We start from the raw sequence: 22,746 nt of genomic DNA, 5'->3' as shown, positions 1-22,746 counted from the left end.
CCCGACGGTGTCAGGCGGTAGGTCCGCGCCGCGCCGGTGCGGCGGTGTGCTCACCGTCGCAGCAGCCGGCGGATCCCGCCGAACTTGGCGTCGGACAGCGCGATTCGTGCGGCGCTTCGGCCGCTCGAACCGGACACGCCGCCACCCGGGTGGGTCGAGGCTCCGGTCAGGTACAGACCGGCCGCGTCGGGCACCCGCTGGCCGGACAGTTCGGGCAGCGGCCGCCACATGAACATCTGGTCCAGTGACATCTCGACGTGCATCACGTTGCCGCCGATCAGCCCCATCTCGGACTCGAGGTCGGCAGGCGTCTGCACCAGCCGGTGCCGGACCGAGCGGGTGAATCCGGGTGCCAGGGCGTCGATCTCGGCGACGATGCGGTCGCCCTCGGACTCGGCGAGGTCGGCCCAGCAGCGGCCGTCGTGCAGCGCGTACGGGTGCCACTGCGACCACAGCGTCACCTGGTGCTCGCCCGCGGGGGCCAGGGTCGGGTCGATCCCGCTGAAGCTCATCGCGAGCACCGCGGGGGTGGGCGGCAGCTCGCCGGCCAGGGCGGCGCCGTGCGCCCGCCGGAGTTGGGCGCGGTCGGAGACCAGCAGCTGCAGGCCGGAGGTGGCGCCGGCCTCGTCGGGTGCGCTCGTGTACTGCGGCAGCGCGTCGGTGCCGAGCCGCAGCACCATCCCGATGCCCGGGCCGACCCGGATCCGGCGGCGCCAGTCGGCCAGCTGCGCCGGGTCGTGGCCGCCGCGCCCGAGCAGGTCCAGCGTCGCCAGGATGTGGCAGCCCGCGACCACAACCCGGGACCGCACCTCGCGTCCGGATTCGGTGCGGGTGGTCCAGCCGCCGGGGTCGCGGCGCAGCTCGGTCACCGCGTCGCCGAGCCGGACGGTGCCGCCGTCGGAGGACAGCCTGGAGGCCAGGGCGCGGGTGAGCGAACCGCTGCCACCGACCGCCCGGCCCGGCGGCAGCGTGTGCATCAGGGCGGCGAAGCCGACCATCGGTGCGGTCCCCGGCTCGGACATCGGCGGACCCGACTGGGCGCCGAACCAGGCCAGCGCGGCCTTGAGCCGTTCGTCGTCGAAGTAGTGGTCCAGCAGGGCGTCCCCGGACTGCAGGAACTCGCGGGAGAGGGCCGCGGCGCCGGCGCCGGTGTCGAGCCCCCAGAACGAGCGGGCCAGCCGGCCGCCGGTCGGTGGGGCGGCGAACGCGCGCATCACGCTCGCGGTGCGCGGGCCCCAGGTCTCGACGAAGCGCCGGTACGCGCGGGCGTCGGCGGCCCCGCAGGCGGCGGCGATCGATGCGCAGGTGGCGTCGAGGTCGCGGTGGAAGACGATGCCGGGCAGCCCGGACCTCGCGGGGGCCGGGGCGAAGGCCCACGGGTCGCAGTCGAGGTACCGCAGCCCGTGATCGGCGAGCTCGAGCTCCTCGACGATGCCGGTGTGCCGGATCATGATGTGCGCGGACGACCCGCGGTCCACCTGGTGGCCGGGGAACCGCTCGACCGTGGAGACCGCGCCGCCGAGCACGGTGTCGCGCTCGAGCACCTCGACGGACCACCCGGCCCTGGCGAGGTAACACGCCGAGACGAGCGCATTGTGTCCGGAACCCACCACCACGGCATCGATCATGACCAGAAGGTTATCGGGGCCTAGAGGGGCAGTCGGCGGCCCAGCACCGCGAACGGCCTGCTGTCGCCGGCGAAGGTGAAGTTCCGCACCACGTCGGTGAATCCGAGGCGGCGGTACAGCCGCCAGGCGCGGTTGTCCTCTCGGTGCACCTCCGGGGTGGACAGCAGTACGACGGCCTCGGGGCGGTCGTCGAGCAGTCGGCGCAGCAGTGCCTCGCCGGTGCGGTGTCCTTGCGAGCGGGGGGAGACGTGCAGCTCGGTCAGCTCGAAGTAGTCGTCGAGGATCGCGTGCAGGTGCGGCTCGGAGGCGCCGGCGCGGCGCAGGCCCTGACGCACCTGCTGGTGCCACCACTGGTGTGGGGCGCCGCGGTAGCCGTAGGCGATGCCGACCATCTCCTCCTGCGAGCGGTCGGCCTCCGGTCCGGGGACCAGGGCGGCGACGCCTCGCCAGCCGGACCGCGCGGTGTGCTCGGTCCACATCGGGGCCCGCTGGCGCCCGGTGCCGTCGGGATAGCCCATGGCCTCGACGTAGACGGCGAGGGCGTCGTCGAGGCGGCTGCGCAGCTGCGGCGCGGACAGCTCGGCGATGTACGGGGTGGTGTTGCTCACCGGACTCACCCTTCTCTCTTGACGACGTGTCGGTGGGTGCAGCTATATTGAATAGGTCGAATGAATGTTCGATACCGACGATCCGGCGAAGCGCGAGGGAAGCGTGCTTCGTCGGGTCTCGGACTCAAGGACGAGATCCGCGGTGGCGCCGGCGTCGGCACCCGGACGGTGCCGAGGCGATGCGGGAGGTGTGCGGCGATGGACGGTCGACATGCGAACGGTCGGCAGGTGTGCGGTGGAGAGCTCCGCGATCGAGGTGGGGCCGGCCGCGGGGGACTGCGGCCGCCGCCGATTTCTCCGCTGGCGCGCGGACTGCTCGACCGGGCCGACGCGCTGTTGGCGGAGGCGGCCGCCGCACCCGATCCGGGGGAGCGGTTCCGGTCGGCCTACCTGGCGGCACTGCGCGGTGCGGGTGCGGCGCTCGGTGGGCCCGGGCATCGGGTGCGGCCTGGTTCGCGCAGCGCCTGGGTGCAGCTGGCCCGGGCCGAGTCGGGGCTGGCGGACTGGGCGGAGTTCTTCGCGGGCTACTCGCAGACCCGCGCCGCGATCGAGGCGGGTATCTCCGGCACGCTCACGTGGGCGGACGCGGACCGCTTCCACCGTGAGGTGTCGCGGTTCCTGACGGCGGTCGAGGACCTGCTCGGTGGCGGTTCCCGGGTCGACGAGGCTGCCGACCCGGCGGCGAGGAGGTCCGCCTAGCGGGCGATCTTCGCATTGCTCGCAAATAGATTTCACGACTCGTTGCGGGAGTGGGTGGTACGGCATTGCTACTACTCGTAGTATGGGTTCCAGGTAGCCGCGAACGACGGCAACCGACCGGGTCGTACCGACGGCGCGGTCGCCACCATTTAGTGCCGGGGGAGGTTACCGTGCCACTCTCCGAGCACGAGCAGCGGATGCTCGACCAGATCGAGAGCGCTCTCTACGCCGAAGACCCAAAGTTTGCCTCCTCTGTGAGGGGAGGCCGAATGCGTGCCGCCTCGAGCAAGCGCCGCCTGCAGGCGGGGGCATTGCTGTTCCTGGGTCTCGTTCTCCTGGTCGCTGGGGTCGCCCTACCCGTCAAGCCGGGTGGTTTCCCCATCATCAGCCTGCTCGGTTTCGTAGTGATGTTTGGAGCCGGAGTCCTGTTCCTCCTCGGAGGTTCCAAGCAGGGTCTCTCGGTTGCGCAAGGCGAGGGCGCCGGGTCCGCGCAGCGTCCCGCCGCAGGCAGGAATCACGGTGCAGGCAAGCACGGTGACGGCCGTAAGGGCGGCGGATTCTCGTCTCGTATGGAGGACCGGTTCAAGCGGAGGTTTGAACAGGAGTAGGCAACTCGGCCGGATCAGTCAGGCCGAGCGAGGACGTTGAAAGGGCGCGACCCCCATTGCGGGGTCGCGCCCTTTTGGCGTCCCGCTTTCGAGTCCCCGCATCCCATTCCCCACCTCCACCCAGAGGCGCCCGAGCGGCGTGGCCGGCCCTCGTCCGCGGGGCCGTGACCTGGTGATGTGCAACTGCCCCGACGGGCCGAAAAAAGCGGCTTCCGTGACGCGGCCGCCGTCGCAGGAATTTTCCCCACCGGTCCCCACTGTCTGGACCAGCACACTTTGCGCAAATCGGGTGCGGATGCCCGAGTGTTGTGGTTGTGCGTGGGGCAAAGTGGGGTAACGTGGTGCGCAGTGGTTGGGAAGGTGAACCACAGGGCATACGGCGTTCGAAATCGGTGACGAAATCGACTACGCAAGGTGGAGGTGGCGAGGAATGTTTCTCGGTACCCACACGCCGAAGCTCGACGACAAGGGGCGGCTCACGTTGCCCGCGAAGTACCGGGACGAACTGGCGGGGGGGTTGATGGTCACCAAGGGACTCGACCACAGCCTCGCGGTCTATCCCCGCGACGAGTTCGTCGCAATGGCACGGAGGGCCGCGGCGGTGTCGCGGACCGATCCGGACGCTCGGGCGTTCGTGCGCGGGCTCGCTGCCGGCGCCGACGAACAGCACCCGGACGCGCAGGGCCGGATCACCTTGTCCGCGGATCATCGGCGCTACGCCGGGTTGTCCAAGGAGTGCGTGGTGATCGGGCAGATCGACTTCCTCGAAATCTGGGACGCCCAGGTGTGGCAGACGTATTCCGACGAGAACGAAGAGAACTACTCCCAGGCCAGATCCGAACCTCTGAGCGAGATCCTGTAGTTCGCAGCACCGGCGAGTGCCGCGAGGCCTCTGCCCGACATCGACCCTGACGCACTTCCCCGCCGCCAGGTTCGGTCAATCGGACAGGGACCCCGAGTCATTCGCCAAGTGAAGCCCCCTTCGCGATCCGTCAACGTTCGCAGACACGACCAGCAGACCCGGAGGCAGCAATGGACGACGAGGCCGGCGAATCCGCCACAACTGGCGAGTTCGGTCACGTCCCGGTGCTGCTCGGCCGAGCCGACGAACTGCTCTCCCCGGCGCTGACCCGCAACTCGCCGGACGCCAGCGGCGCGGTGATGATCGACGCGACGCTCGGCGCGGGCGGTCACTCCGAGCACTTCCTGCGGACCCATCCGGGCCTGCACCTGATCGGACTGGACCGCGATCCTTCCGCGCTGGCCCTGGCGGGTGCCCGTCTCGAGCCCTTCCGTGACCGGATCACCTTGGTGCACACCAGGTATGACGGCATCGTCGATGCGCTCGAGCAGGCCGGACTGCCGCCGACCGGGTCGGTGCACGGCATCCTGTTCGACCTCGGCGTCTCGTCGATGCAGCTGGACGAGGCCGACCGCGGATTTGCCTACTCGGTGGACGCGCCGCTGGACATGCGAATGGACCCCACCAAGGGACTGACCGCCGCCGACATCCTCAACACCTACAGTCACGGCGAGCTTGCCCGGGTGCTCAGCACCTACGGGGAGGAGCGGTTTGCCGGACGGATCGCCTCGGAGGTGTTGCGCCGCAGGCAGGTCCAGCCGTTCACCACCAGTGCACAGCTGGTCGAGGTGCTCTACGCGTCCATCCCCGCAGCCACCCGCCGTACCGGTGGGCACCCGGCGAAGCGCACCTTCCAGGCGCTCCGGGTCGAGGTCAACGGTGAGTTGGACTCGTTGCGTGCGGCCATCCCGGCGGCCCTCGACTCCCTGGCGGTCGGTGGTCGGGTGGTCTTCATGTCCTACCAGTCCCTCGAGGACCGGTTGGTCAAGCAGGAACTGACGCCTCGCACGAAATCCCGTAGCCCGGAAGGTCTTCCGATGGAGCTGCCGGGGATGGGTCCGGAGTTCGAGTTCCTCACCCGCGGTGCGGAGAAGGCAAGCGAGCAAGAAATTGCGATCAACCCGCGATCGGCTCCGGTTCGACTGCGTTGCGTCGAGCGGATTTCCAGGAAGGTGACGCCATGACTGTTCCGGTGCGATCGGGTGCCGCGCGCCCTCGGAGTGCTGCCGCCGTCCGTCCGAAGTCGGGTGGGCGTGCCTCGGCAACCGTCGCCACCGCGCCCGCCAGGTCCGGTGCCGCGCAGCGGGCCTACGAGCGTCGCACCCAGCGGTCGACCGGCACCACGGCCGCTGCGCCCCGGCGCGGGGCGGCACTGACCGCTCGGATCCCGTTCGTGGCCACCGTCATCGGACTGCTCTCCGTCGGGCTGGCGATCACGCTGCTGCTGACCACCCGCTCGGCGGAGGACTCCTACCGGCTCTCCGACGCCCGGGCGCACAACCAGGAACTGTCCGAGCAGCGTTCGGCGCTGCAGCGCGACAACGAGCTCGCCTCCTCGGCTCCGGAGTTGGCCCGCAAGGCCACCGAGCTCGGCATGATCCCGGTCAAGAACGTGGCGCGTCTGGTCGTGGCGCCGGACGGCACCGTCGCGGTGGTCGGCGACCCGGCCCCCGCGCAGGGCACCCCCGCACCGCCGCTGAACAAGCCGGCCCCGTCGCCGGCGCCGACCCGCGGCGTCGCGCCGACCACCCGGTCGGCCACGTCGACCACCGCCAACCGCCCCGGCACGCCGCTGGCGGCGAACCGGCCGCAGCTGCCTGCGGAGGGGGAGCAGTTGGTCCCCATGGCGACGGCAACCCGGACCGACGGACAGGCAGGTAGCGCGGGCGGTCAGAGGTGAGCAGAGGTTCCTCTGCTGCTCCGTCACCCCGGGCTCGGCCCGGTTCGCGATCCGGTGGCCGGGCCCGACCCACGCGGTCGTCGCGTGGTGCGCGCCCCGAGGACAACTCCTCGTTCCGGTTCCGTTTCCGGATCGGCCGGACCGTCATGTTCGTCGCCCTCGGCGTCGCCGTGGTCCAGCTGCTGTGGATCCAGGTCGTCCAGGCGCCGAAGCTCTCGGCCGAGGCGGCAAACCAGCGGGCCATCACGGTGGTCGAACCGGCCACCCGCGGCTCGATCTCCGACCGCAACGGCAACCCGATCGCGTTCACCATGGAGGCGAAGGCGCTGACCTTCCAGCCGGTCCGGGTGCGCAAGGAGCTCGAGGAGGCCGCCGCCAAGGCGGGCAAGGACCCCAAGGTCGCGGACCGGCTGAAGGAGATCGCCAAGGGCATTCATGCCGAGCTCGGCACCGCCGCTGCCGAGAAGGATGTGCTCGCCAAGCTCACGAGCGACGAGACCTTCGAATACCTCGCACGCAGCGTCGACCCGAACGTGGCGGCGAAGATCTCCGAGAAGTTCCCCGAGGTGGGCGTCGAACGCCAGGACATCCGGGAGTACCCGGGTGGATCGCTGGCGGCGAACCTGGTCGGCGCGACCGGCTGGGACGGTCACGGCCTGCTCGGGCTCGAGGACTCGATGGACTCCACGCTGGCAGGCACCGACGGCTCGCTGACCTACGACCGCGGCTCGGACGGCGCGGTGATCCCCGGCAGCATGCGCGACAAGCAGCCGGCGGTCGACGGCTCCAGCGTCGAGCTGACCGTCGACAACGACCTGCAGTACTACGTGCAGCAGCAGACCCAGCTCGCCAAGGACGCGTCCGGCGCGAAGAACGCGTCGGTGGTGGTCCTGGACTCGCACACCGGCGACGTGCTGGCGATGGCCAACGACAACACCTTCAACCCGGCGATCGGGATGGCCAACAACGGCAAGGCCGAGATGGGCAACCTCTCGGTGAGCACGCCGTTCGAGCCGGGCTCGGTGAACAAGATCATCACCGCCGCCGCCGCGGTCGAGAACGGCCTCACCACGGCCGACGAGGTGCTGCAGGTGCCCGGCTCGATCCAGATGTCGGGCGTCAGCGTCAAGGACGCCTGGGCGCACGGCGTCGTCCCGTACACCAGTACCGGCGTATTCGGTAAGTCCTCGAACGTCGGCACGCTGATGCTCGCGCAACGGGTCGGCGAGGACCGGTTCGCGCAGATGCTCGACAAGTTCGGGCTCGGTCAGCGGACCGAGGTCGGCCTGCCCGGCGAGAGCGCGGGCGACGTGCCCAGCCGTGACCAGTGGTCCGGTGGCACCTTCGCGAACCTGCCGATTGGGCAGGGCCTGTCGATGACGCTGCTGCAGATGACCGCGATGTACCAGGCCATCGCCAACGACGGCGTCCGGATCCCGCCGCGGATCGTCCGGGCCACCGTCGACGCCGACGGCAACCGCACCCGCACCGAGCACCCGGACGGCGTCGAGGTGGTCAGCCCGCAGACGGCGGCCACCGTGCGGAACATGTTCCGGTCGGTGACCCAGCGCGACCCGATGGGATACCAGCAGGGCACCGGCGCGGCAGCAGGCGTCGAGGGATACCAGGTCAGCGGCAAGACCGGTACCGCGCAGCAGGTCGATCCGGCCTGCAAGTGCTACTCCAACTCGAACTACTGGATCACCTTCGCCGGCATCGCGCCCGCCGACAACCCGCGTTTCGTCATCGGGATCATGCTCGACGCGCCGGTGCGCAGCGCCGACGGTTCGGGCGGTCAGTCCGCGGCGCCGCTGTTCCACAACATCGCGTCGTGGATGCTCCAGCGCGACAAGGTGCCGCTGTCCGCCGATCCCGGTCCTTCTCTGGTGCTGCAGGCGGACTGACCGCGCGACGGGCGACGTGCCCGCGCCGAGTCCCACGCCGAGTCCCACGGTGCCGCCGGTCGCCGGTAACGTGACACGCTGGCTTTGCGACAGTTCCGGTCGCCACCGAACCGAACCCGAGAGGAGTCACCTGCCCGTGCATGGGACACACGCTCGAAGGCCCGCGAACGCCGACGGGGGACTGCGGCCGACGAGCCCGCCGACCACCCGGATCGCCGCGCTGGCGGCGCTCACCGGCGCCAGGCTGGAGTGGGTCGGCGCTGCGGCGCCGGAGGCCGACCCGGCCGCGGACCCCGCGGTGACCGGCGTCGAGCTCAGGGCTCAGACGGTGCAGCCGGGCGACCTGTTCGCCGCGCTCCCGGGCGCGCACGCGCACGGCGCCGAGTTCGCCGCGGACGCGCTGGACCGCGGCGCCGCCGCCGTGCTCACCGACGATGCCGGCCTCGCCGTGCTCGCCGGGGCCGCCGTCGTCCGCACCCCCGTGCTGGTGCACCCGGACCCCCGGTCGGTGCTCGGCGCGGTGTCCGCGGAGATCTACGGGAACCCGTCGCGTCGCCTCCGGGTGGTCGGGATCACCGGCACCTCCGGCAAGACGACCACTGCCTACCTGGTCGAGGCGGGCCTGACCGCCGCCGGGCAGCATGCCGGCCTGGTCGGCACCATCGAGACGCGGATCGACGGGCGCCGGGTGCCCAGTGCCCTGACCACCCCCGAGGCCCCGCAGCTGCACGCGCTGTTCGCGGCGATGCTCGAGCGCGGCATCGACACCGTCGTCATGGAGGTCTCCAGCCACGCGCTGGCCCTCGGCCGGGTCGACGGCACCGAGTTCCAGATCGGCGCGTTCACCAACCTCTCGCAGGACCACCTCGACTTCCACACCGACCTCGAGGACTACTTCGCCGCCAAGGCCCGGCTGTTCGCGCCGGACTCGACGGTGCACGCGGGCCGGGCCGTGGTGTGCGTGGACGACGACTGGGGCCGCAGGATGGCCGGGATCGCCGCCACCGCCAGCACGGTCGCCACCACCGGCCCCGCCGACTGGACCGCCACGGAGGTCGAGGCCACCGGCGACGGCACGCAGCGCTTCGTCGCGACCGGTCCGGACGGGACGGCCCGGCGGGTCACGCTCCGGCTGCCCGGCCGCTACAACGTCGCCAACGCGCTGCTGGCACTGGCCACCCTCGACGCCTGCGGGGCGGACCTGGACCGGGCGATCGAAGGCATCGGTGCCGTCGACGTGCCCGGCCGGGTGCAGCGAGTCGACCGTGGCCAGGACTTCCTCGCCGTCGTGGACTACGCGCACAAGCCGGCCGCGGTCGAGGCAGTGATCGCCACCCTGCGCGGCCAGAGCAGCGGCCGGATCGCGGTGGTGGTCGGCGCAGGCGGCGACCGGGACCAGGGCAAGCGGCCGATCATGGGTGCGGCCGCGGCCCGCGGTGCGGACCTGCTGGTGATCACCGACGACAACCCGCGCACCGAGGACCCGGCGACCATCCGGGCCGCCGTCCGGGCGGGCGCGCTCGGGGTGCCGGAGCAAGAGCGGGGCGAGGTCCGCGAGTTCGCGGACCGCGCGGCGGCCATCGCGGACGCGGTGGCCTGGGCCGGTCCCGGGGACGTCGTCCTCGTCGCCGGCAAGGGACACGAAATCGGGCAGGAGATCAACGGGGTGAAGTACCCATTCGACGACCGCGAGGTCCTCGGGCAGGCCATCGACCAGGTGCTGGGCGGGCGTAGCGACGGGGGAACCGCGCTGTGATCCCGATGAGCCTGGCCCGGATCGCCGAGATCGTCGGCGGCACCCTGCACGACGTGCCGGACCCCGACGCGATGGTGACCGGCGGCGTCGAGTTCGACTCGCGCAAGGTCGCCGAGGGCGGCCTGTTCCTGGCGCTGCCCGGGGCCCGCGTGGACGGCCACGAGCACGCCGCCGCCGCGGTCGCCGCCGGTGCGGTGGCCGTGCTGGCCGCCCGGCCGGTGGGCGTGCCCGCCGTCGTGGTCGCGCCGCTGGCGCCGACGCAGACCAACGCCATGGCACTCGAACACGACACGGACGGTTCCGGCGCGGCGGTGCTCGCGGCGCTGGCGAAGCTGGCCCGCGCCGGCACCGACGAGCTGACCGCCGCCGGCCTCACCGTCGTCGGGGTCACCGGCTCCTCGGGCAAGACCTCCACCAAGGACCTGCTCGCGGCGGTGCTGGCCCCACTCGGCCCGGTGGTCGCGCCGCCCGGCTCCTTCAACAACGAGCTGGGCCACCCGTGGACCGCGCTGCGTGCCGACGCCGAGACCGGCTACCTGGTGCTCGAGCTGTCCGCCCGCGGGGTCGGGCACATCGCGGCGCTGGCGGAGACGGTGCCGCCTCGGATCGGGGTGATCCTCAACGTCGGCACCGCGCACCTCGGCGAGTTCGGCTCCCGGGAGGCGATCGCCGCGACCAAGGGTGAACTGGCGCAAGCACTTCCGCCCGCGGACCAGGGCGGGGTCGCGGTGCTCAACGCCGACGACCGGTTGGTCGCGGCGATGGCGCAGCGCACCAGGGCCCGGGTGGTGCTGGTCGGTCAGTCCGAGAACGCGGACGTGCGCGCGGTCGACGTCCGACTCGACGACGAGGCCCGCGCCTCGTTCCAGCTGACCTGCGCGCAGGGCACCGTCGCGGTCACCCTCGGCGTGCACGGCGAGCACCAGGTCGGAAACGCGCTGGCCGCGGCCGCGGTGGCGCTCGAGTGCGGCGCCAGCCTGGACCAGGTGGCGACGGCACTGGCGGGCGCGCGCCCGGTCTCGACCCGACGGATGCAGGTCCAGCAGCGCGGCGACGGCGTCACCGTGGTCGACGACTCCTACAACGCGAACCCGGACTCGATGCGGGCGGCGCTCAAGGCGCTGGTCACCATGGCCCGTTCCGTCTCCGGCGAGCAGCGTCGTACCTGGGCGGTGCTGGGCGAGATGGCCGAGCTCGGCCCCGAATCTGTGATCGAGCACGACGCGATCGGCCGCCTGGCGGTCCGTCTCGACGTCACCCGGCTGATCGTCGTCGGGACCGGCAGGCCCTCGCGCGCGATGAACCAGGGCGCGATCATGGAGGGGTCCTGGGGCGAGGAGTCGATGCTGGTGCCCGACGCGGACGCCGCGCTCGAGGTGCTGCGGGGCGAGGTGGCCGCAGGCGACATCGTCATGGTGAAGGCCTCCCAGTCGGTGGGGCTGTGGACGGTCGCCGAGGCGTTGCTCGCCGACGGTGGTCCGATCGAGATGACCGGCAACATGCGTGCCATCGGCAACATGGGTGAAACCAAGGAGAACCAGTGAGACAGATCCTCTTCGCCGGCGGCATTGCCCTGGCCGTGGCGATCCTGCTGACCCCCGTCCTGATCAAGGCCTTCTCCCGGCAGGGTTTCGGCCAGGAGATCCGCGTCGAGGGCCCGGCCAGTCACCAGGCCAAGCGCGGCACGCCCACGATGGGCGGTGTCGCGATCATCGTGGCCCTGTGGGCCGGCTACTGGGGTTCGCACCTGATCGGCATCGGCTACGACGCCCAGGGGCCGACCGCGTCGGGCCTGCTGGTGCTCGGCCTGGCCACCGCGCTCGGTGCGGTCGGCTTCCTCGACGACTTCATCAAGATCCGCAAGCAGCGCAACCTCGGCCTGAACAAGACGGCCAAGCTGGTCGGCCAGCTGATCGCCGCGGTGGTCTTCGGAATCCTGGCGCTGCGTTTCCCGGGTGCAGGCGGACTCACCCCGGGCAGCACCCACCTGTCGTACGTGCGTGACATCGCCACCGTGTCGATGGGCTCGATCGTCTTCATCCTGTTCTGCTACCTGCTGATCAGCGCGTGGTCCAACGCGGTGAACCTCACCGACGGTCTCGACGGCCTGGCCGCCGGCTCGATGAGCATGGTGCTCGGCGCCTACGTGGTCATCACCTTCTGGCAGTACCGCAACGCCTGCGTCGGCGGCCCCAACGAGCCGACGATCGGCTGCTACGACGTGCGCGACCCGCTGGACCTGGCGCTGATCTGTGCCGCCGCGGCCGGTGCCTGCATCGGCTTCCTGTGGTGGAACGCCGCTCCCGCGAAGATCTTCATGGGCGACACCGGCTCGCTGGCCCTCGGCGGCCTGCTCGCCGGTCTGTCCATCACCACCCGCACGGAGCTGCTGATGGTCGTCGTCGGCGCGCTCTTCGTCGCCGAGGCCGCGTCCGTGGTGATCCAGGTGGCGGTGTTCCGTTCGAGCAGACGCCGGGTGTTCCGGATGGCCCCGTTCCATCACCACTTCGAGCTCGCCGGGTGGGCGGAAACCACGGTGATCATCAGATTCTGGCTGCTCGCCGGGATCGCCTCCGCGGTCGGCCTCGCGCTGTTCTACAGCGAGTACCTCTCCGTCGTCGGGAACTGACGTGGCACTGCCGGACGAACTGGCCCGCCTGCGCGGTGCCGCGGTCCTGGTGGCCGGGGCCCGGGTCTCCGGTCTCGCGCTGGTGGCGCCGCTGCGCGACCTCGGCGCCGAGGTCACCCTGACCGACGGCAACCAGGGCTCCCTCGACGCCGCCGCCGCCGACCTCGCGGTGGACACCGCGGCGCCCGACGCGGCCGCCGCCGGGATCGACCGGTTCGCGCTGGTCGTCACCAGTCCCGGCTGGCGCCCGGACTCGCCGGTGCTCGCCGCGGCGGCCGACGCAGGCGTGCCGATCTGGGGCGACGTCGAGTTCGCGTGGCGGCTCGACCGCGCCGAGGTCTACGGCCCGTCGCGGCAGTGGCTGGTGGTGACCGGAACCAACGGCAAGACCACCACCACCTCGATGCTCGAGTCGATCCTGCGCGCAGGCGGGGTGCCCGCGGTTGCGTGCGGCAACATCGGCCTGCCGATCACCGACGCCCTGCGCGCGGACCCGCGCAACGACGCACTGGCCGTGGAGCTGTCCTCGTTCCAGCTGCACTGGGCGCCGTCGGTGCGCCCGGCGGCGGGCGTGGTGCTCAACATCGCCGAGGACCACCTGGACTGGCACGGCGGCATGGCCGGCTACGTCGAGGCGAAGGCGGGCGCGCTCACCGGCGACGTCGCCGTCCTCGGTCTGGACGACGCGGTCGCGGCCTCCCTGGTCACCCGCTCGACCGCGGGACGCACGGTCGGCTTCCGGCTCGGCGCCCCGGCGGCCGGGGAGCTCGGCGTCGAGGACGGCCGCCTGGTCGACCGCGCCTTCGCCGACGGAGCGACCCTCGCCCGGGCGTCGGAGATCACCCCGCCCGGGCCCGCCGGCCTGATGGACGCCCTCGCCGCCGCCGCGTTGGCCCGCTCGATCGGCGTCCCGGCGGCGTCGGTGGGAGACGGACTGCGCAGCTACCGGGTTGGACCGCACCGGGCCGAGCTGGTCGCCGAGGTGGACGGCGTCACCTACGTCGACGACTCCAAGGCGACCAACCCGCACGCGGCCAGGTCCTCGCTGCTCGCGCACCCACGGGTGGTGTGGGTGGCGGGTGGCCTGCTCAAGGGCGCCAGCGTCGACGAACTGGTCGCCGAGGTGGCCGACCGGCTCGCGGGCGCGGTGCTGCTCGGCCAGGACGCGGACCAGATCGCCGATGCGCTGCGCCGACACGCGCCCGAGGTCCGCGTGGTCCTGGTGCCGACGGGAGACGATAGGGGAGTGAGTGCCGATCTGGACCCCGACGCGGTGATGGCGCAGGCCGTGACGGCTGCTGCCGCGATGGCCGCGACCGGCGAGACCGTGCTGCTGGCGCCCGCCGCGGCCTCGCTCGACATGTTCACCGACTACGGCCACCGCGGCCGGGCCTTCGCCGACGCCGTGCACCGTCTCGCCGGGGCGGGTCCGGTCCGATGAGCGAGCCCGCGGGCCCGCGCACCCGGATCGGGGCCTGGCTGGCCCGCCCGATGGCCTCGTTCCACCTGATCGTGACCATCGCCACCCTGCTCACGGTGCTCGGCCTGGTGATGGTGCTCTCGGCGTCGAGCGTCGAGGCGTACGCGGACACCGGTTCGGCGTACGGACTGTTCGCCACGCAGCTGATCTTCGCGGTGCTCGGCGCGGTGCTGTTCTACGTCGCGCTGTGCATGCCGGTCCGGCTGATGCGCAAGCTCGCCCTGCCCGCCTTCGCGGCGTCGGTGGTGATGCTGGCGCTGGTCCTCATCCCCGGCATCGGCAAGGAGTCCGGCGGCGCCCGGCGTTGGTTCGAGTTCGGCGGGTTGTCCTTCCAGCCGTCCGAGCTGGCCAAGGTCACGCTGGTGGTGTGGGGCGCGTCCGTGCTGGCCACCCGCCGTCGGGGTGCGCCGCTGAAGGAACTGCTCATTCCGCTGGTCCCCGGTGCGCTGCTGGCGTCGGGCCTGGTCATCCTCCAGCCGAACTACTCGACGACCGTCACCTTCGTGATCGTGGTCGGCGCCCTGCTCTGGTTTGCCGGGCTGCCGCTGAAGATCTTCGGGGTCGCGGTGGCGGGCGTCGGGGTCGCCGCGGTGGTCCTGGCCCTGTCCGCCGACTACCGGGCCGCCCGGATCTTCGGCTTCCTCAACCCCGGCGACGACCCGCAGGGCGCCAACTACCAGCCCCGTCAGGCGAAGTTCTCGCTCGCCGACGGCGGTCTGTTCGGGCGGGGTCTCGGCCAGTCCCGCGCCAAGTGGAGCTACCTGCCGAACGCGCACAACGACTTCATCTTCGCGATCATCGGCGAGGAGCTCGGCTTCCTCGGCTGCCTCGCGGTGCTCGGACTTCTCGCGCTGTTCGTGTTCACCGGCCTGCGGATCGCGATGCGTTCGGTCGACCCGTTCCTGCGGTTGCTGACCGCGGCGGCGACCACCTGGATCCTGGCCCAGGCCATGATCAACATCGGCTACGTCATCGGCCTGCTGCCGGTCACCGGGCAGCAGCTGCCGCTGGTCTCGGCGGGCGGTACGTCCACGGCCATCACCCTGCTGATGTTCGGCATCCTCGCCAACGCCGCGAGGCACGAGCCGGAGGCGGTGGCGGCGCTGCACTCCGGCCCGGACGGCCGGGTCTCGCGACTGCTCCGGCTGCCGAAACCCGAGCACTACTCGGCCGCCCGGGCCGAGGCGGCCCGCGCGGCCGCGGCCGCCCGGGCCAAGGCGAAGACCGCGGCGGCCAAGGCCGCCGCCGCCCAGCAGAAGGCCGCGCAGGCCCAGGCGGTGGCCCGGCGTCGGGCGCTGGCCGCCGCCGCGCCGGAGGAGCGCAGGCGCCCAGCCCCGAACCAGCAGCCGCCCCGGCGGCGTGCGGAGCCGCGACGCGACCAGCCACTAACATCAGAGCAGCGGCGACGATCCGGCGGCCGCCCAGGAGAGCAAGGATTTCGCAGGTGAGTGGCACATCGACCGGCCCGTCCGACCGAGCAGCGCAGACCCCCGTCGGACCGTCCGTGGTGGTGGCCGGCGGTGGCACCGCGGGCCACATCGAGCCCGCGTTGGCCGTGGCCGACGCGTTGCGACGACTCGACCCCACGGTCACGGTGACCGCGCTCGGCACCGAGCGGGGCCTCGAGACCAGGCTGGTCCCCGAGCGCGGCTACCCGCTCGCGCTGATCCCGCCCGTGCCGATGCCCCGCAAGCCCACGATGGACCTGCTCCGGCTGCCCGGCCGGGTGGTGAAGTCGGTTCGCCGCACCCGCGAGGTGCTCGACGAGACGCGCGCCGACGTGATCGTCGGTTTCGGCGGCTACGTGGCGCTGCCTGCGTACCTGGCCGCGGGCAAGGGCGTGCTGCGGCGTCGCCGGGCGGTACCGGTGGTGGTGCACGAGGCCAACGCCAGCGCCGGCATCGCGAACAAGATCGGCGCCCGCGTCGCGACCCGCGTGCTGGCCGCCGTGCCGGGCTCGGGCGTCGCCGCCCGCGGGCAGCGGGACGCCGAGGTGCTCGGGATCCCGGTGCGGGCCTCGATCACCGGACTCGACCGCGCCGCGCTGCGCGCCGAGGCCCGGGCGCACTTCGGGTTGCCCGCCGACGGGCCGGTGCTGCTGGTCTTCGGCGGTTCGCAGGGCGCCCGCTCGCTCAACGAGGCCGTCTCCGGCGCGGCAACCGCGCTGGCCGAGGCCGGTGTCGCGGTGTTGCACGCGCACGGACCCAAGAACACCCTCGACGTCGAGCAGCTGAACCCGGCCGCGCCGTACGTCGCGGTGCCGTACCTGTCCCGGATGGACCTGGCGTACGCCGCCGCCGACGCGGTGATCTGCCGGTCCGGCGCGATGACCGTCGCGGAGGTGTCCGCGGTGGGTCTGCCTGCGGTGTACGTGCCGTTGCCGCACGGGAACGGCGAGCAGGAACTCAACGCCAAGCCGCTGGTCGCGGCAGGTGGCGGGGTGATCGTGGCCGACGCGGACCTCACCGCGCGGTACGTGGCGGAGACCGTGGTCCCGCTGGTGCGCGACCGGAAGCGGTTGTCCGAGATGGGCGCCGCGGCCGCCGGTGCCGGGCACCGCGACGCCGCCGACGCGGTGGCCCGGATCGTGCTCGACCTGGTGAAGGGCTCGGCGTCATGACGGGCTCGAACTTCTCGAAGGGATGCAACGTGTCGGAGGTCAGCCGATGACCGGTCAGCGTGGCGCCGAACTGCCTGCGCACCTGCAGCGCGTGCACATGGTCGGGATCGGGGGCGCCGGCATGTCCGGGATCGCCCGGATCCTGCTGGCCCGCGGGGGCGAGGTGTCGGGCTCGGACGCCAAGGAGTCCCGCACGGTGCTCTCGCTGCGGGCCCGCGGCGCGCAGGTCCGGATCGGGCACGACGCCAGCGCCCTCGACCTGCTGCCCGGCGGCCCGACGGTGGTCGTGACCACCCACGCCGCGATCCCGAAGGACAACCCGGAACTGGTCGCCGCGGCGGCCCGCGGCGTGCCGGTGATCCTGCGTCCCGCGGTGCTGGCCTCGCTGATGCAGGGGCACCGCACCCTGCTGGTCGCAGGCACCCACGGGAAGACCTCCACCACCTCGATGCTGGTCGTCGCGCTGCAGCACTGCGGCGTGGACCCGTCGTTCGCGGTCGGCGGCGAGCTCAACGAGGCGGGCACCAACGCCCATCACGGCTCCGGCGACGTGTTCGTCGCGGAGGCCGACGAGAGCGACGGCTCACTGCTGCAGTACGACCCGAACGTCGTGGTCGTGACCAACGTGGAGGCCGACCACCTCGACTACTTCGGCACCACCGAGGCGTACGAGCAGGTCTTCGACGACTTCGCCGAGCGGATCGCGCCCGGCGGGCTGCTGGTGGTGTGCCTGGACGACGAGGGGTCGGCGGCGCTGGCCGAGCGGGTGGCGGCCCGCGGACTGCCCGGTGTCCGGGTCCTCGGCTACGGCAGCGGAGAGCGCCAGGTGCCGGGCGTGGAGTACGGCGCGCGGATGCTCAGCTGGCAGGCGCGGGACGTGGGTGGGGTCGCGGAGGTCGAGCTGTCCGGCGAGACCGGTGCGCGCACCCTGCGACTGGCGGTGCCGGGCCGGCACATGGCACTCAACGCGCTCGGTGCGATCCTGGCCGCGCGGGAGGTCGGCGCGCCGGTGGACGACGTCTTCGAGGGCCTGGCCGGATTCGGCGGCGTGCACCGCCGGTTCCAGTACACCGGCAGGGAGAACGGCGTGCGGGTGTTCGACGACTACGCCCACCATCCCACCGAGGTGCGTGCCGTGCTCGGTGCCGCGGCGGAACTGGTCCGCCCGGGCGGGGAGCCGGCCCGCGGTCGGGTGATCGTAGTCTTCCAGCCGCACCTGTACTCCCGCACGGTTGCGTTCGCCGAGGAGTTCGGCGCCGCCCTCGACCTCGCGGACGAGGTGGTGGTGCTCGACGTGTTCGGCGCGCGGGAGAAGCCGCTGCCCGGGGTCTCCGGGGCGCTCGTCGCCCAGTCGGTGACCCGGCCGGTGCACTACCAGCCGGACCTGTCGTTGGCGCCGCGGCAGGTGGCCGGCCTGGCACGCTCCGGTGACATCGTGATCACCATGGGTGCCGGCGACGTGACCATGCTCGGCAAGGGGATTCTCGGCGCGCTCGCGGCGTCGCCGACCCGGGTCCGAAGCGCGGACCCGGGGCCGGCGCAGGACCGGGCGTGACCGCGGCCGCGCGGCCGCAGCGGTCTGCGCGCCCGCCCCGTGCGCCGCGCACCACCGGCCGTGGCAGGCAGGCGCGCGTCGACGGCGCCGCCGCAGTTGCGCCTCGGCGAAACCGTAAGCGGCTGTTGGTGTCCGCCCTGGTCGTCGTCGTGCTGGCGGCCCTGGGTGCGGTGGCCTGGTTCACGCCGTTGTTCGCGGCCCGGACGATCTCCGTGTCGGGCAACGTCGGGGTGCCGACGGAGGAGATCCTCGCGGCACTCGCGATTCCGGCCGGCACGCCGCTGTTGCAGGTGGACGCAGGCGGTGCGGCGAGTCGGGTGGCGGCGATCGCGAAGGTGGACCGGGTCCGGGTGGCGCGGTCCTACCCGTCGACGGTCGAGGTCACCGTGGTCGAACGGGCGCCCGCGGTCTTCTACGACGCACCCGAGGGCACCCGGCTGATGGACGGCGGCGGGGTGTCCTACGCGATCGAACCGCCGCCGCCCGGGGTGCCGAGGCTGAAGGTGGACCGTCCCGGTCACGACGACCCGGCCACCCTGGACGCGCTGACGGCCCTGAACTCGATGCCGCCGCAGCTGCGCGGGCAGGTGACCGAGATCTCGGCCCCGACCGTGTCCGACATCCGGGTCAGCCTCGGCGACGGCAGGCAGGTGCTGTGGGGGAGCGCCGACAACTCCGAGCGGAAGGCGGCGATCGCGGTGCCGCTGCTCGGCCAGCCTGGTCAGGTCTTCGATGTGTCCAGCCCCGACCTCCCGACCACTCGGTAGCCCGCAGTAGTGTGCGCGGTACCGGAGCGTGCACGACAGAATCCTCGTTCCTGTCGGCGCGCCTGCTGGCGCAAGGTCGTTGTCGTGCATACCGTCTCGAACCAGTCGGCAGCTTGACATAACTCTCGACCTGTGGTTGAGGGTTTGCAACACGCCGACCGGTGTTCGCCACCAGCGTGACCGGTAACTCCGGCAACACCAGTAACGTCTACACCAGTAACGTCAGCATCACCCGAACATCTCAGTGCGGCAGCGATTTCTACGCGCTGCGGCAACACGTCAGCATCGCCACGCATCCCGAGCGCGATTCACACACACGGAAGGCGAAAGCCAATGACGCCCCCGCACAACTACCTCGCCGTTATCAAGGTCGTCGGCATCGGCGGCGGCGGTGTCAACGCGGTCAACCGCATGATCGAACAGGGACTCAAGGGAGTCGAGTTCATCGCGGTCAACACCGACGCACAGGCGCTGCTCATGAGTGACGCCGACGTCAAGCTCGACGTCGGCCGGGAACTGACCCGCGGCCTCGGCGCCGGCGCCGACCCGGAGGTCGGCCGCAAGGCTGCCGAGGACCACAAGGACGAGATCGAGGAGGTCCTCAAGGGGGCCGACATGGTCTTCGTCACCGCAGGCGAGGGTGGTGGCACCGGGACCGGTGGCGCGCCCGTCGTCGCCAGCATCGCCCGCAAGCTCGGTGCGCTGACCGTCGGCGTGGTCACCCGCCCGTTCTCCTTCGAGGGCAAGCGACGCGGCGGCCAGGCGGATACCGGCATCCAGGCGCTGCGCGAGTCCTGCGACACCCTGATCGTCATCCCCAACGACCGGCTGCTGCAGTTGGGCGACGCCGCCGTCAGCCTGATGGATGCGTTCCGCTCGGCCGACGAGGTGCTCCTCAACGGCGTGCAGGGCATCACCGACCTGATCACCACCCCGGGTCTGATCAACGTCGACTTCGCGGACGTCAAGGGCGTGATGTCCGGTGCGGGCAGCGCGCTGATGGGCATCGGCTCCTCGCGTGGCGAGGGCCGGGCCATCAAGGCCGCCGAGTCCGCGATCAACTCGCCGCTGCTCGAGGCCTCGATGGAGGGTGCGCGCGGCGTGCTGCTGTCGATCGCCGGCGGGTCCGACCTCGGTCTGTTCGAGATCAACGAGGCCGCCTCGCTGGTCCAGGAGGCCGCGCACATCGACGCGAACATCATCTTCGGCACCGTGATCGACGACTCGCTCGGCGACGAGGTGCGGGTCACCGTCATCGCGGCCGGGTTCGACGGCGGCACCCCGGTCCGGCGCACGCCGGAGCAGGCGGCGGCGGTCGGACGCGGCGCCATCGGCGTCGGCCGCGCCGGTGAGATCGGCCGCACGGCGGCGACCCCGGCCGAGGAGCCGGCCGCGCAGCCCGCGCGTGAGCAGGTCGAGACCCGTGAGCAGCCCAAGGAGGCCCGCGACCTCGGCGGCTTCCGTGAGCTCGGCGGGTCCGGACTGCCGCCGATCTCGGTCGGCGCGAACCGGGCCGCCCCGGTCGCCGAGGAGGACGACGGCGACGTCGACGTGCCGGACTTCATGCGTCGGTGAGTGCCGCGGTACGGGTCCGCAGGGTTGTCACCTCGCGGACCGGGGGCGTCTCGGTCGCCCCGTACGACTCGTTCAACCTGGGTGACCACGTCGGTGACGATCCGGCCGCCGTCGATGCCAACCGGCGTCGGCTCGCGGCCGGCATCGGCCTGCCCTTCGACCGACTCGTGTGGATGGAACAGATCCACAGCCGCAACGTCACCGTGGTCGAGGGCCCGGTCGACGGCGCGGTGGAGGCCACCGACGCGTTGGTCACCGACGTGCCCGGTCTCGCGCTGGTGACGCTCAGCGCGGACTGTGTCCCGGTGCTGCTCTCCGACGACGAGGCGGGCGTGATCGCGGCCGTGCATGCGGGCCGGGTCGGGGCGCGGATCGGCATCGTGCCCCGGGTGCTCGACGCGATGGTCGCCAAGGGCGCCGTCGTCGAGCGAATCGGTGCCTTCCTCGGACCCGCGGCCAGCGGCAGGCAGTACGAGGTGCCCGCCGCCATGCGCGCGGACGTCGAGCGGCACCTTCCCGGCAGTGCCAGCAAGACGGTCCGGGGCACGCCCGGACTGGACCTGCGGGCCGGGCTGCGGCGTCAGCTGCTCGCGGCGGGCGTGTCGGGTGTGGCGGAGGACCCGCGCTGCACCATCGAGGACCGCGCGCTCTTCAGCCACCGCCGGGAGGGCCGCACCGGCCGGCTGGCCGGCGTGATCTGGATGGAGTCGACGCCGGGTGCCTGAGATCGATCCGGCGCAGCGGGCGTCGCAGGTCGCGTCGGCGCTGGCCGCGGTGCGGGACCGGCTCGACCGGGCCTGCGACGACGCCGGGCGCGACCGCACCGAGGTGCAGTTGCTGCCGGTGACCAAGTTCTTCCCGGCGTCCGACGTCGCGATCCTGCACGCGCTGGGCTGCCGTGAGTTCGGCGAGTCCCGTGAACAGGAGGCCACCGCGAAGGTGGCCGAGTTCGACGCGCTGGTGCCGTCGGCGGGCCCGGTCCGCTGGCACATGATCGGCAGCCTGCAGCGAAACAAGGCCCGGGCGGTCGCCCGGTGGGCGTACGCGATCCACTCGGTCGACAGCACCCGACTGCTCGACGCCCTCGCGCGGGCCGCGTCGGCCGCGCGCGACGAGGGCGACAGGTCCGAGCCGCTGCGGGTGTTGCTGCAGGTTAGCTTGGACGGCGACCCGAACCGCGGTGGGGTCCGCGGCGACGCGCTCGCCGAACTGGCGGAGGCGACGGAGCGGGCCGAGGGCGTGGTGCTGGCCGGGTTGATGGCGGTGCCGCCGCTGGGTTCGGATCCTGAACAGGCATTCGATACCCTGGCCGGGGTGCATCGCGACCTGCTGTGCGACCATCCGCGGGCGACCGCGTTGTCGGCCGGTATGACTGGTGACCTCGAGGCTGCCGTCCGATACGGTTCCACCTGCGTGCGTGTCGGAACCGCGCTGTTGGGCCCCCGCCCGATAGCCTCGTAACGATCGGCGACCGGTCCGATTGTCAACCACGCCAAGGAAGGTCGATTCATGAGCACTCTGCACAAGTTCAAGGCTTACTTCGGCATGGTCCCACTCGACGACTACGAGGACGACTACCTCGAGGAGCCGCGGCGTTCGCCGCGGGGCGACAGGTACGAGGACGACGAGCGTGGCTACGACGACGGCTACGACGCCCGTCAGGACATGGATTCGGTCGACCGCCAGCCGGCGCCGCGGCGGATGGAACCGCTGCCTTCCCGGTCCGCCCCCCGACCCGGTGCCGGTGTCCGCACCGCTACCACCACCACCCGCGGTTCGCTGGCCGTCGATGCGCGCTCCGAGGCCCGCATCGAGGCGCGCCGCGCACCCATCTTCGACGAGGGCGGACCACTGTCCAAGATCACCACACTGCGCCCCCGCGACTACGGGGAGGCGCGCATCATCGGTGAGCGCTTCCGCGACGGTACGCCGGTCATCATGGACCTGGTCGAGATGAGCAACGCCGATGCCAAGCGCCTGGTCGACTTCGCGGCCGGCCTGGCGTTCGCGCTGCGCGGCTCCTTCGACAAGGTCGCGACCAAGGTGTTCCTGCTCTCACCGGCGGACATCGACGTCTCGGCGGAGGAGCGTCGGCGGATCGCCGAAAACGGCTTCTACAACCAGAAGTAGGACGACCTTGCCGCGAAGCTCAGGG

20 protein-coding genes are annotated in these 22,746 nt (G+C 72.1%); 18 read left to right on the top strand and 2 right to left on the bottom strand.

Features of this window, described 5'->3' with window-relative positions; genetic code table 11:
* Nucleotides 1-50: 50 nt before the first annotated feature.
* Nucleotides 51-1,628 (bottom strand): phytoene desaturase family protein, encoded by a 1,578-nt coding sequence (locus tag ACFO6S_RS00450; RefSeq protein ID WP_378413099.1) that lies wholly within the window; start codon nt 1,626-1,628, stop codon nt 51-53.
* Between the two features lie 20 nt (nt 1,629-1,648).
* Nucleotides 1,649-2,245: a GNAT family N-acetyltransferase gene (locus ACFO6S_RS00445; protein ID WP_378413097.1), complete on the bottom strand. Its 597-nt coding sequence runs from the start codon at nt 2,243-2,245 to the stop codon at nt 1,649-1,651.
* Nucleotides 2,246-2,434: 189 nt separating this feature from the next.
* Between ACFO6S_RS00445 and ACFO6S_RS00440 the strand changes: the two genes are divergently transcribed.
* From ACFO6S_RS00440 to ACFO6S_RS00355, 18 genes are all read left to right on the top strand, one after another.
* Nucleotides 2,435-2,935 (top strand): SAV_6107 family HEPN domain-containing protein, encoded by a 501-nt coding sequence (locus tag ACFO6S_RS00440; protein WP_378413095.1) that lies wholly within the window; start codon nt 2,435-2,437, stop codon nt 2,933-2,935.
* 170 nt (nt 2,936-3,105) lie between these two features.
* Nucleotides 3,106-3,543, top strand: a complete 438-nt coding sequence (locus ACFO6S_RS00435) for a DUF3040 domain-containing protein (RefSeq protein ID WP_378413093.1) — start codon at nt 3,106-3,108, stop codon at nt 3,541-3,543.
* A gap of 430 nt (nt 3,544-3,973) precedes the next feature.
* Nucleotides 3,974-4,405 carry a division/cell wall cluster transcriptional repressor MraZ gene (gene mraZ, locus ACFO6S_RS00430; RefSeq protein ID WP_378413091.1) on the top strand — a complete coding sequence of 144 codons (432 nt, stop codon included), beginning with the start codon at nt 3,974-3,976 and terminating at the stop codon, nt 4,403-4,405.
* A 170-nt stretch (nt 4,406-4,575) separates the two neighbouring features.
* Complete coding sequence (rsmH, locus tag ACFO6S_RS00425) at nt 4,576-5,589, top strand: 16S rRNA (cytosine(1402)-N(4))-methyltransferase RsmH (RefSeq protein ID WP_378413089.1); 1,014 nt, start codon at nt 4,576-4,578, stop codon at nt 5,587-5,589.
* A gap of 188 nt (nt 5,590-5,777) precedes the next feature.
* Entirely contained in the window at nt 5,778-6,305 is a 528-nt protein-coding gene (ftsL, locus tag ACFO6S_RS00420; RefSeq protein ID WP_378414023.1) for a cell division protein FtsL, read from the top strand.
* Nucleotides 6,302-8,209, top strand: coding sequence for a peptidoglycan D,D-transpeptidase FtsI family protein (locus ACFO6S_RS00415; protein ID WP_378413087.1), 1,908 nt, complete (start codon nt 6,302-6,304; stop codon nt 8,207-8,209). The genes ftsL and ACFO6S_RS00415 overlap by 4 nt, the downstream gene beginning before the upstream one ends.
* Before the next feature lie 136 nt (nt 8,210-8,345).
* Nucleotides 8,346-9,965, top strand: coding sequence for a UDP-N-acetylmuramoyl-L-alanyl-D-glutamate--2,6-diaminopimelate ligase (locus tag ACFO6S_RS00410; protein WP_378413085.1), 1,620 nt, complete (start codon nt 8,346-8,348; stop codon nt 9,963-9,965).
* Nucleotides 9,962-11,509 carry a UDP-N-acetylmuramoyl-tripeptide--D-alanyl-D-alanine ligase gene (locus ACFO6S_RS00405; protein WP_378413083.1) on the top strand — a complete coding sequence of 516 codons (1,548 nt, stop codon included), beginning with the start codon at nt 9,962-9,964 and terminating at the stop codon, nt 11,507-11,509. The genes ACFO6S_RS00410 and ACFO6S_RS00405 overlap by 4 nt, the downstream gene beginning before the upstream one ends.
* Nucleotides 11,506-12,594 (top strand): phospho-N-acetylmuramoyl-pentapeptide-transferase, encoded by a 1,089-nt coding sequence (gene mraY / locus ACFO6S_RS00400; protein WP_378413081.1) that lies wholly within the window; start codon nt 11,506-11,508, stop codon nt 12,592-12,594. Before ACFO6S_RS00405 ends, mraY begins: the two co-directional genes overlap by 4 nt.
* Before the next feature lie 7 nt (nt 12,595-12,601).
* Nucleotides 12,602-14,035, top strand: a complete 1,434-nt coding sequence (gene murD, locus ACFO6S_RS00395) for a UDP-N-acetylmuramoyl-L-alanine--D-glutamate ligase (RefSeq protein ID WP_378414021.1) — start codon at nt 12,602-12,604, stop codon at nt 14,033-14,035.
* Nucleotides 14,032-15,522, top strand: a complete 1,491-nt coding sequence (gene ftsW / locus ACFO6S_RS00390) for a putative lipid II flippase FtsW (protein WP_378413079.1) — start codon at nt 14,032-14,034, stop codon at nt 15,520-15,522. The genes murD and ftsW overlap by 4 nt, the downstream gene beginning before the upstream one ends.
* Nucleotides 15,519-16,694, top strand: a complete 1,176-nt coding sequence (murG, locus tag ACFO6S_RS00385) for an undecaprenyldiphospho-muramoylpentapeptide beta-N-acetylglucosaminyltransferase (protein ID WP_378413077.1) — start codon at nt 15,519-15,521, stop codon at nt 16,692-16,694. The genes ftsW and murG overlap by 4 nt, the downstream gene beginning before the upstream one ends.
* Nucleotides 16,695-16,740: 46 nt before the next feature.
* Nucleotides 16,741-18,249, top strand: a complete 1,509-nt coding sequence (gene murC / locus ACFO6S_RS00380) for a UDP-N-acetylmuramate--L-alanine ligase (protein ID WP_378413075.1) — start codon at nt 16,741-16,743, stop codon at nt 18,247-18,249.
* Nucleotides 18,246-19,016 carry a cell division protein FtsQ/DivIB gene (locus tag ACFO6S_RS00375; protein ID WP_378413073.1) on the top strand — a complete coding sequence of 257 codons (771 nt, stop codon included), beginning with the start codon at nt 18,246-18,248 and terminating at the stop codon, nt 19,014-19,016. Before murC ends, ACFO6S_RS00375 begins: the two co-directional genes overlap by 4 nt.
* A gap of 333 nt (nt 19,017-19,349) precedes the next feature.
* Entirely contained in the window at nt 19,350-20,591 is a 1,242-nt protein-coding gene (ftsZ, locus tag ACFO6S_RS00370; RefSeq protein WP_378413071.1) for a cell division protein FtsZ, read from the top strand.
* A complete protein-coding gene (gene pgeF, locus ACFO6S_RS00365) occupies nt 20,588-21,316 on the top strand; it encodes a peptidoglycan editing factor PgeF (RefSeq protein ID WP_378413068.1) in 729 nt (242 codons plus the stop codon). The genes ftsZ and pgeF overlap by 4 nt, the downstream gene beginning before the upstream one ends.
* A 1-nt stretch (nt 21,317) precedes the next feature.
* Nucleotides 21,318-22,052, top strand: a complete 735-nt coding sequence (locus tag ACFO6S_RS00360) for a YggS family pyridoxal phosphate-dependent enzyme (protein WP_378414019.1) — start codon at nt 21,318-21,320, stop codon at nt 22,050-22,052.
* A gap of 48 nt (nt 22,053-22,100) precedes the next feature.
* Nucleotides 22,101-22,721 (top strand): cell division protein SepF, encoded by a 621-nt coding sequence (locus tag ACFO6S_RS00355; RefSeq protein ID WP_378413066.1) that lies wholly within the window; start codon nt 22,101-22,103, stop codon nt 22,719-22,721.
* Nucleotides 22,722-22,746: the final 25 nt, after the last annotated feature.

Origin of the sequence: Rhodococcus kronopolitis (assembly GCF_042654025.1) — a bacterium.
GTDB lineage: Bacteria > Actinomycetota > Actinomycetes > Mycobacteriales > Mycobacteriaceae > Rhodococcus_G > Rhodococcus_G kronopolitis.
This window is presented reverse-complemented; position numbering and strand designations above follow the sequence as displayed.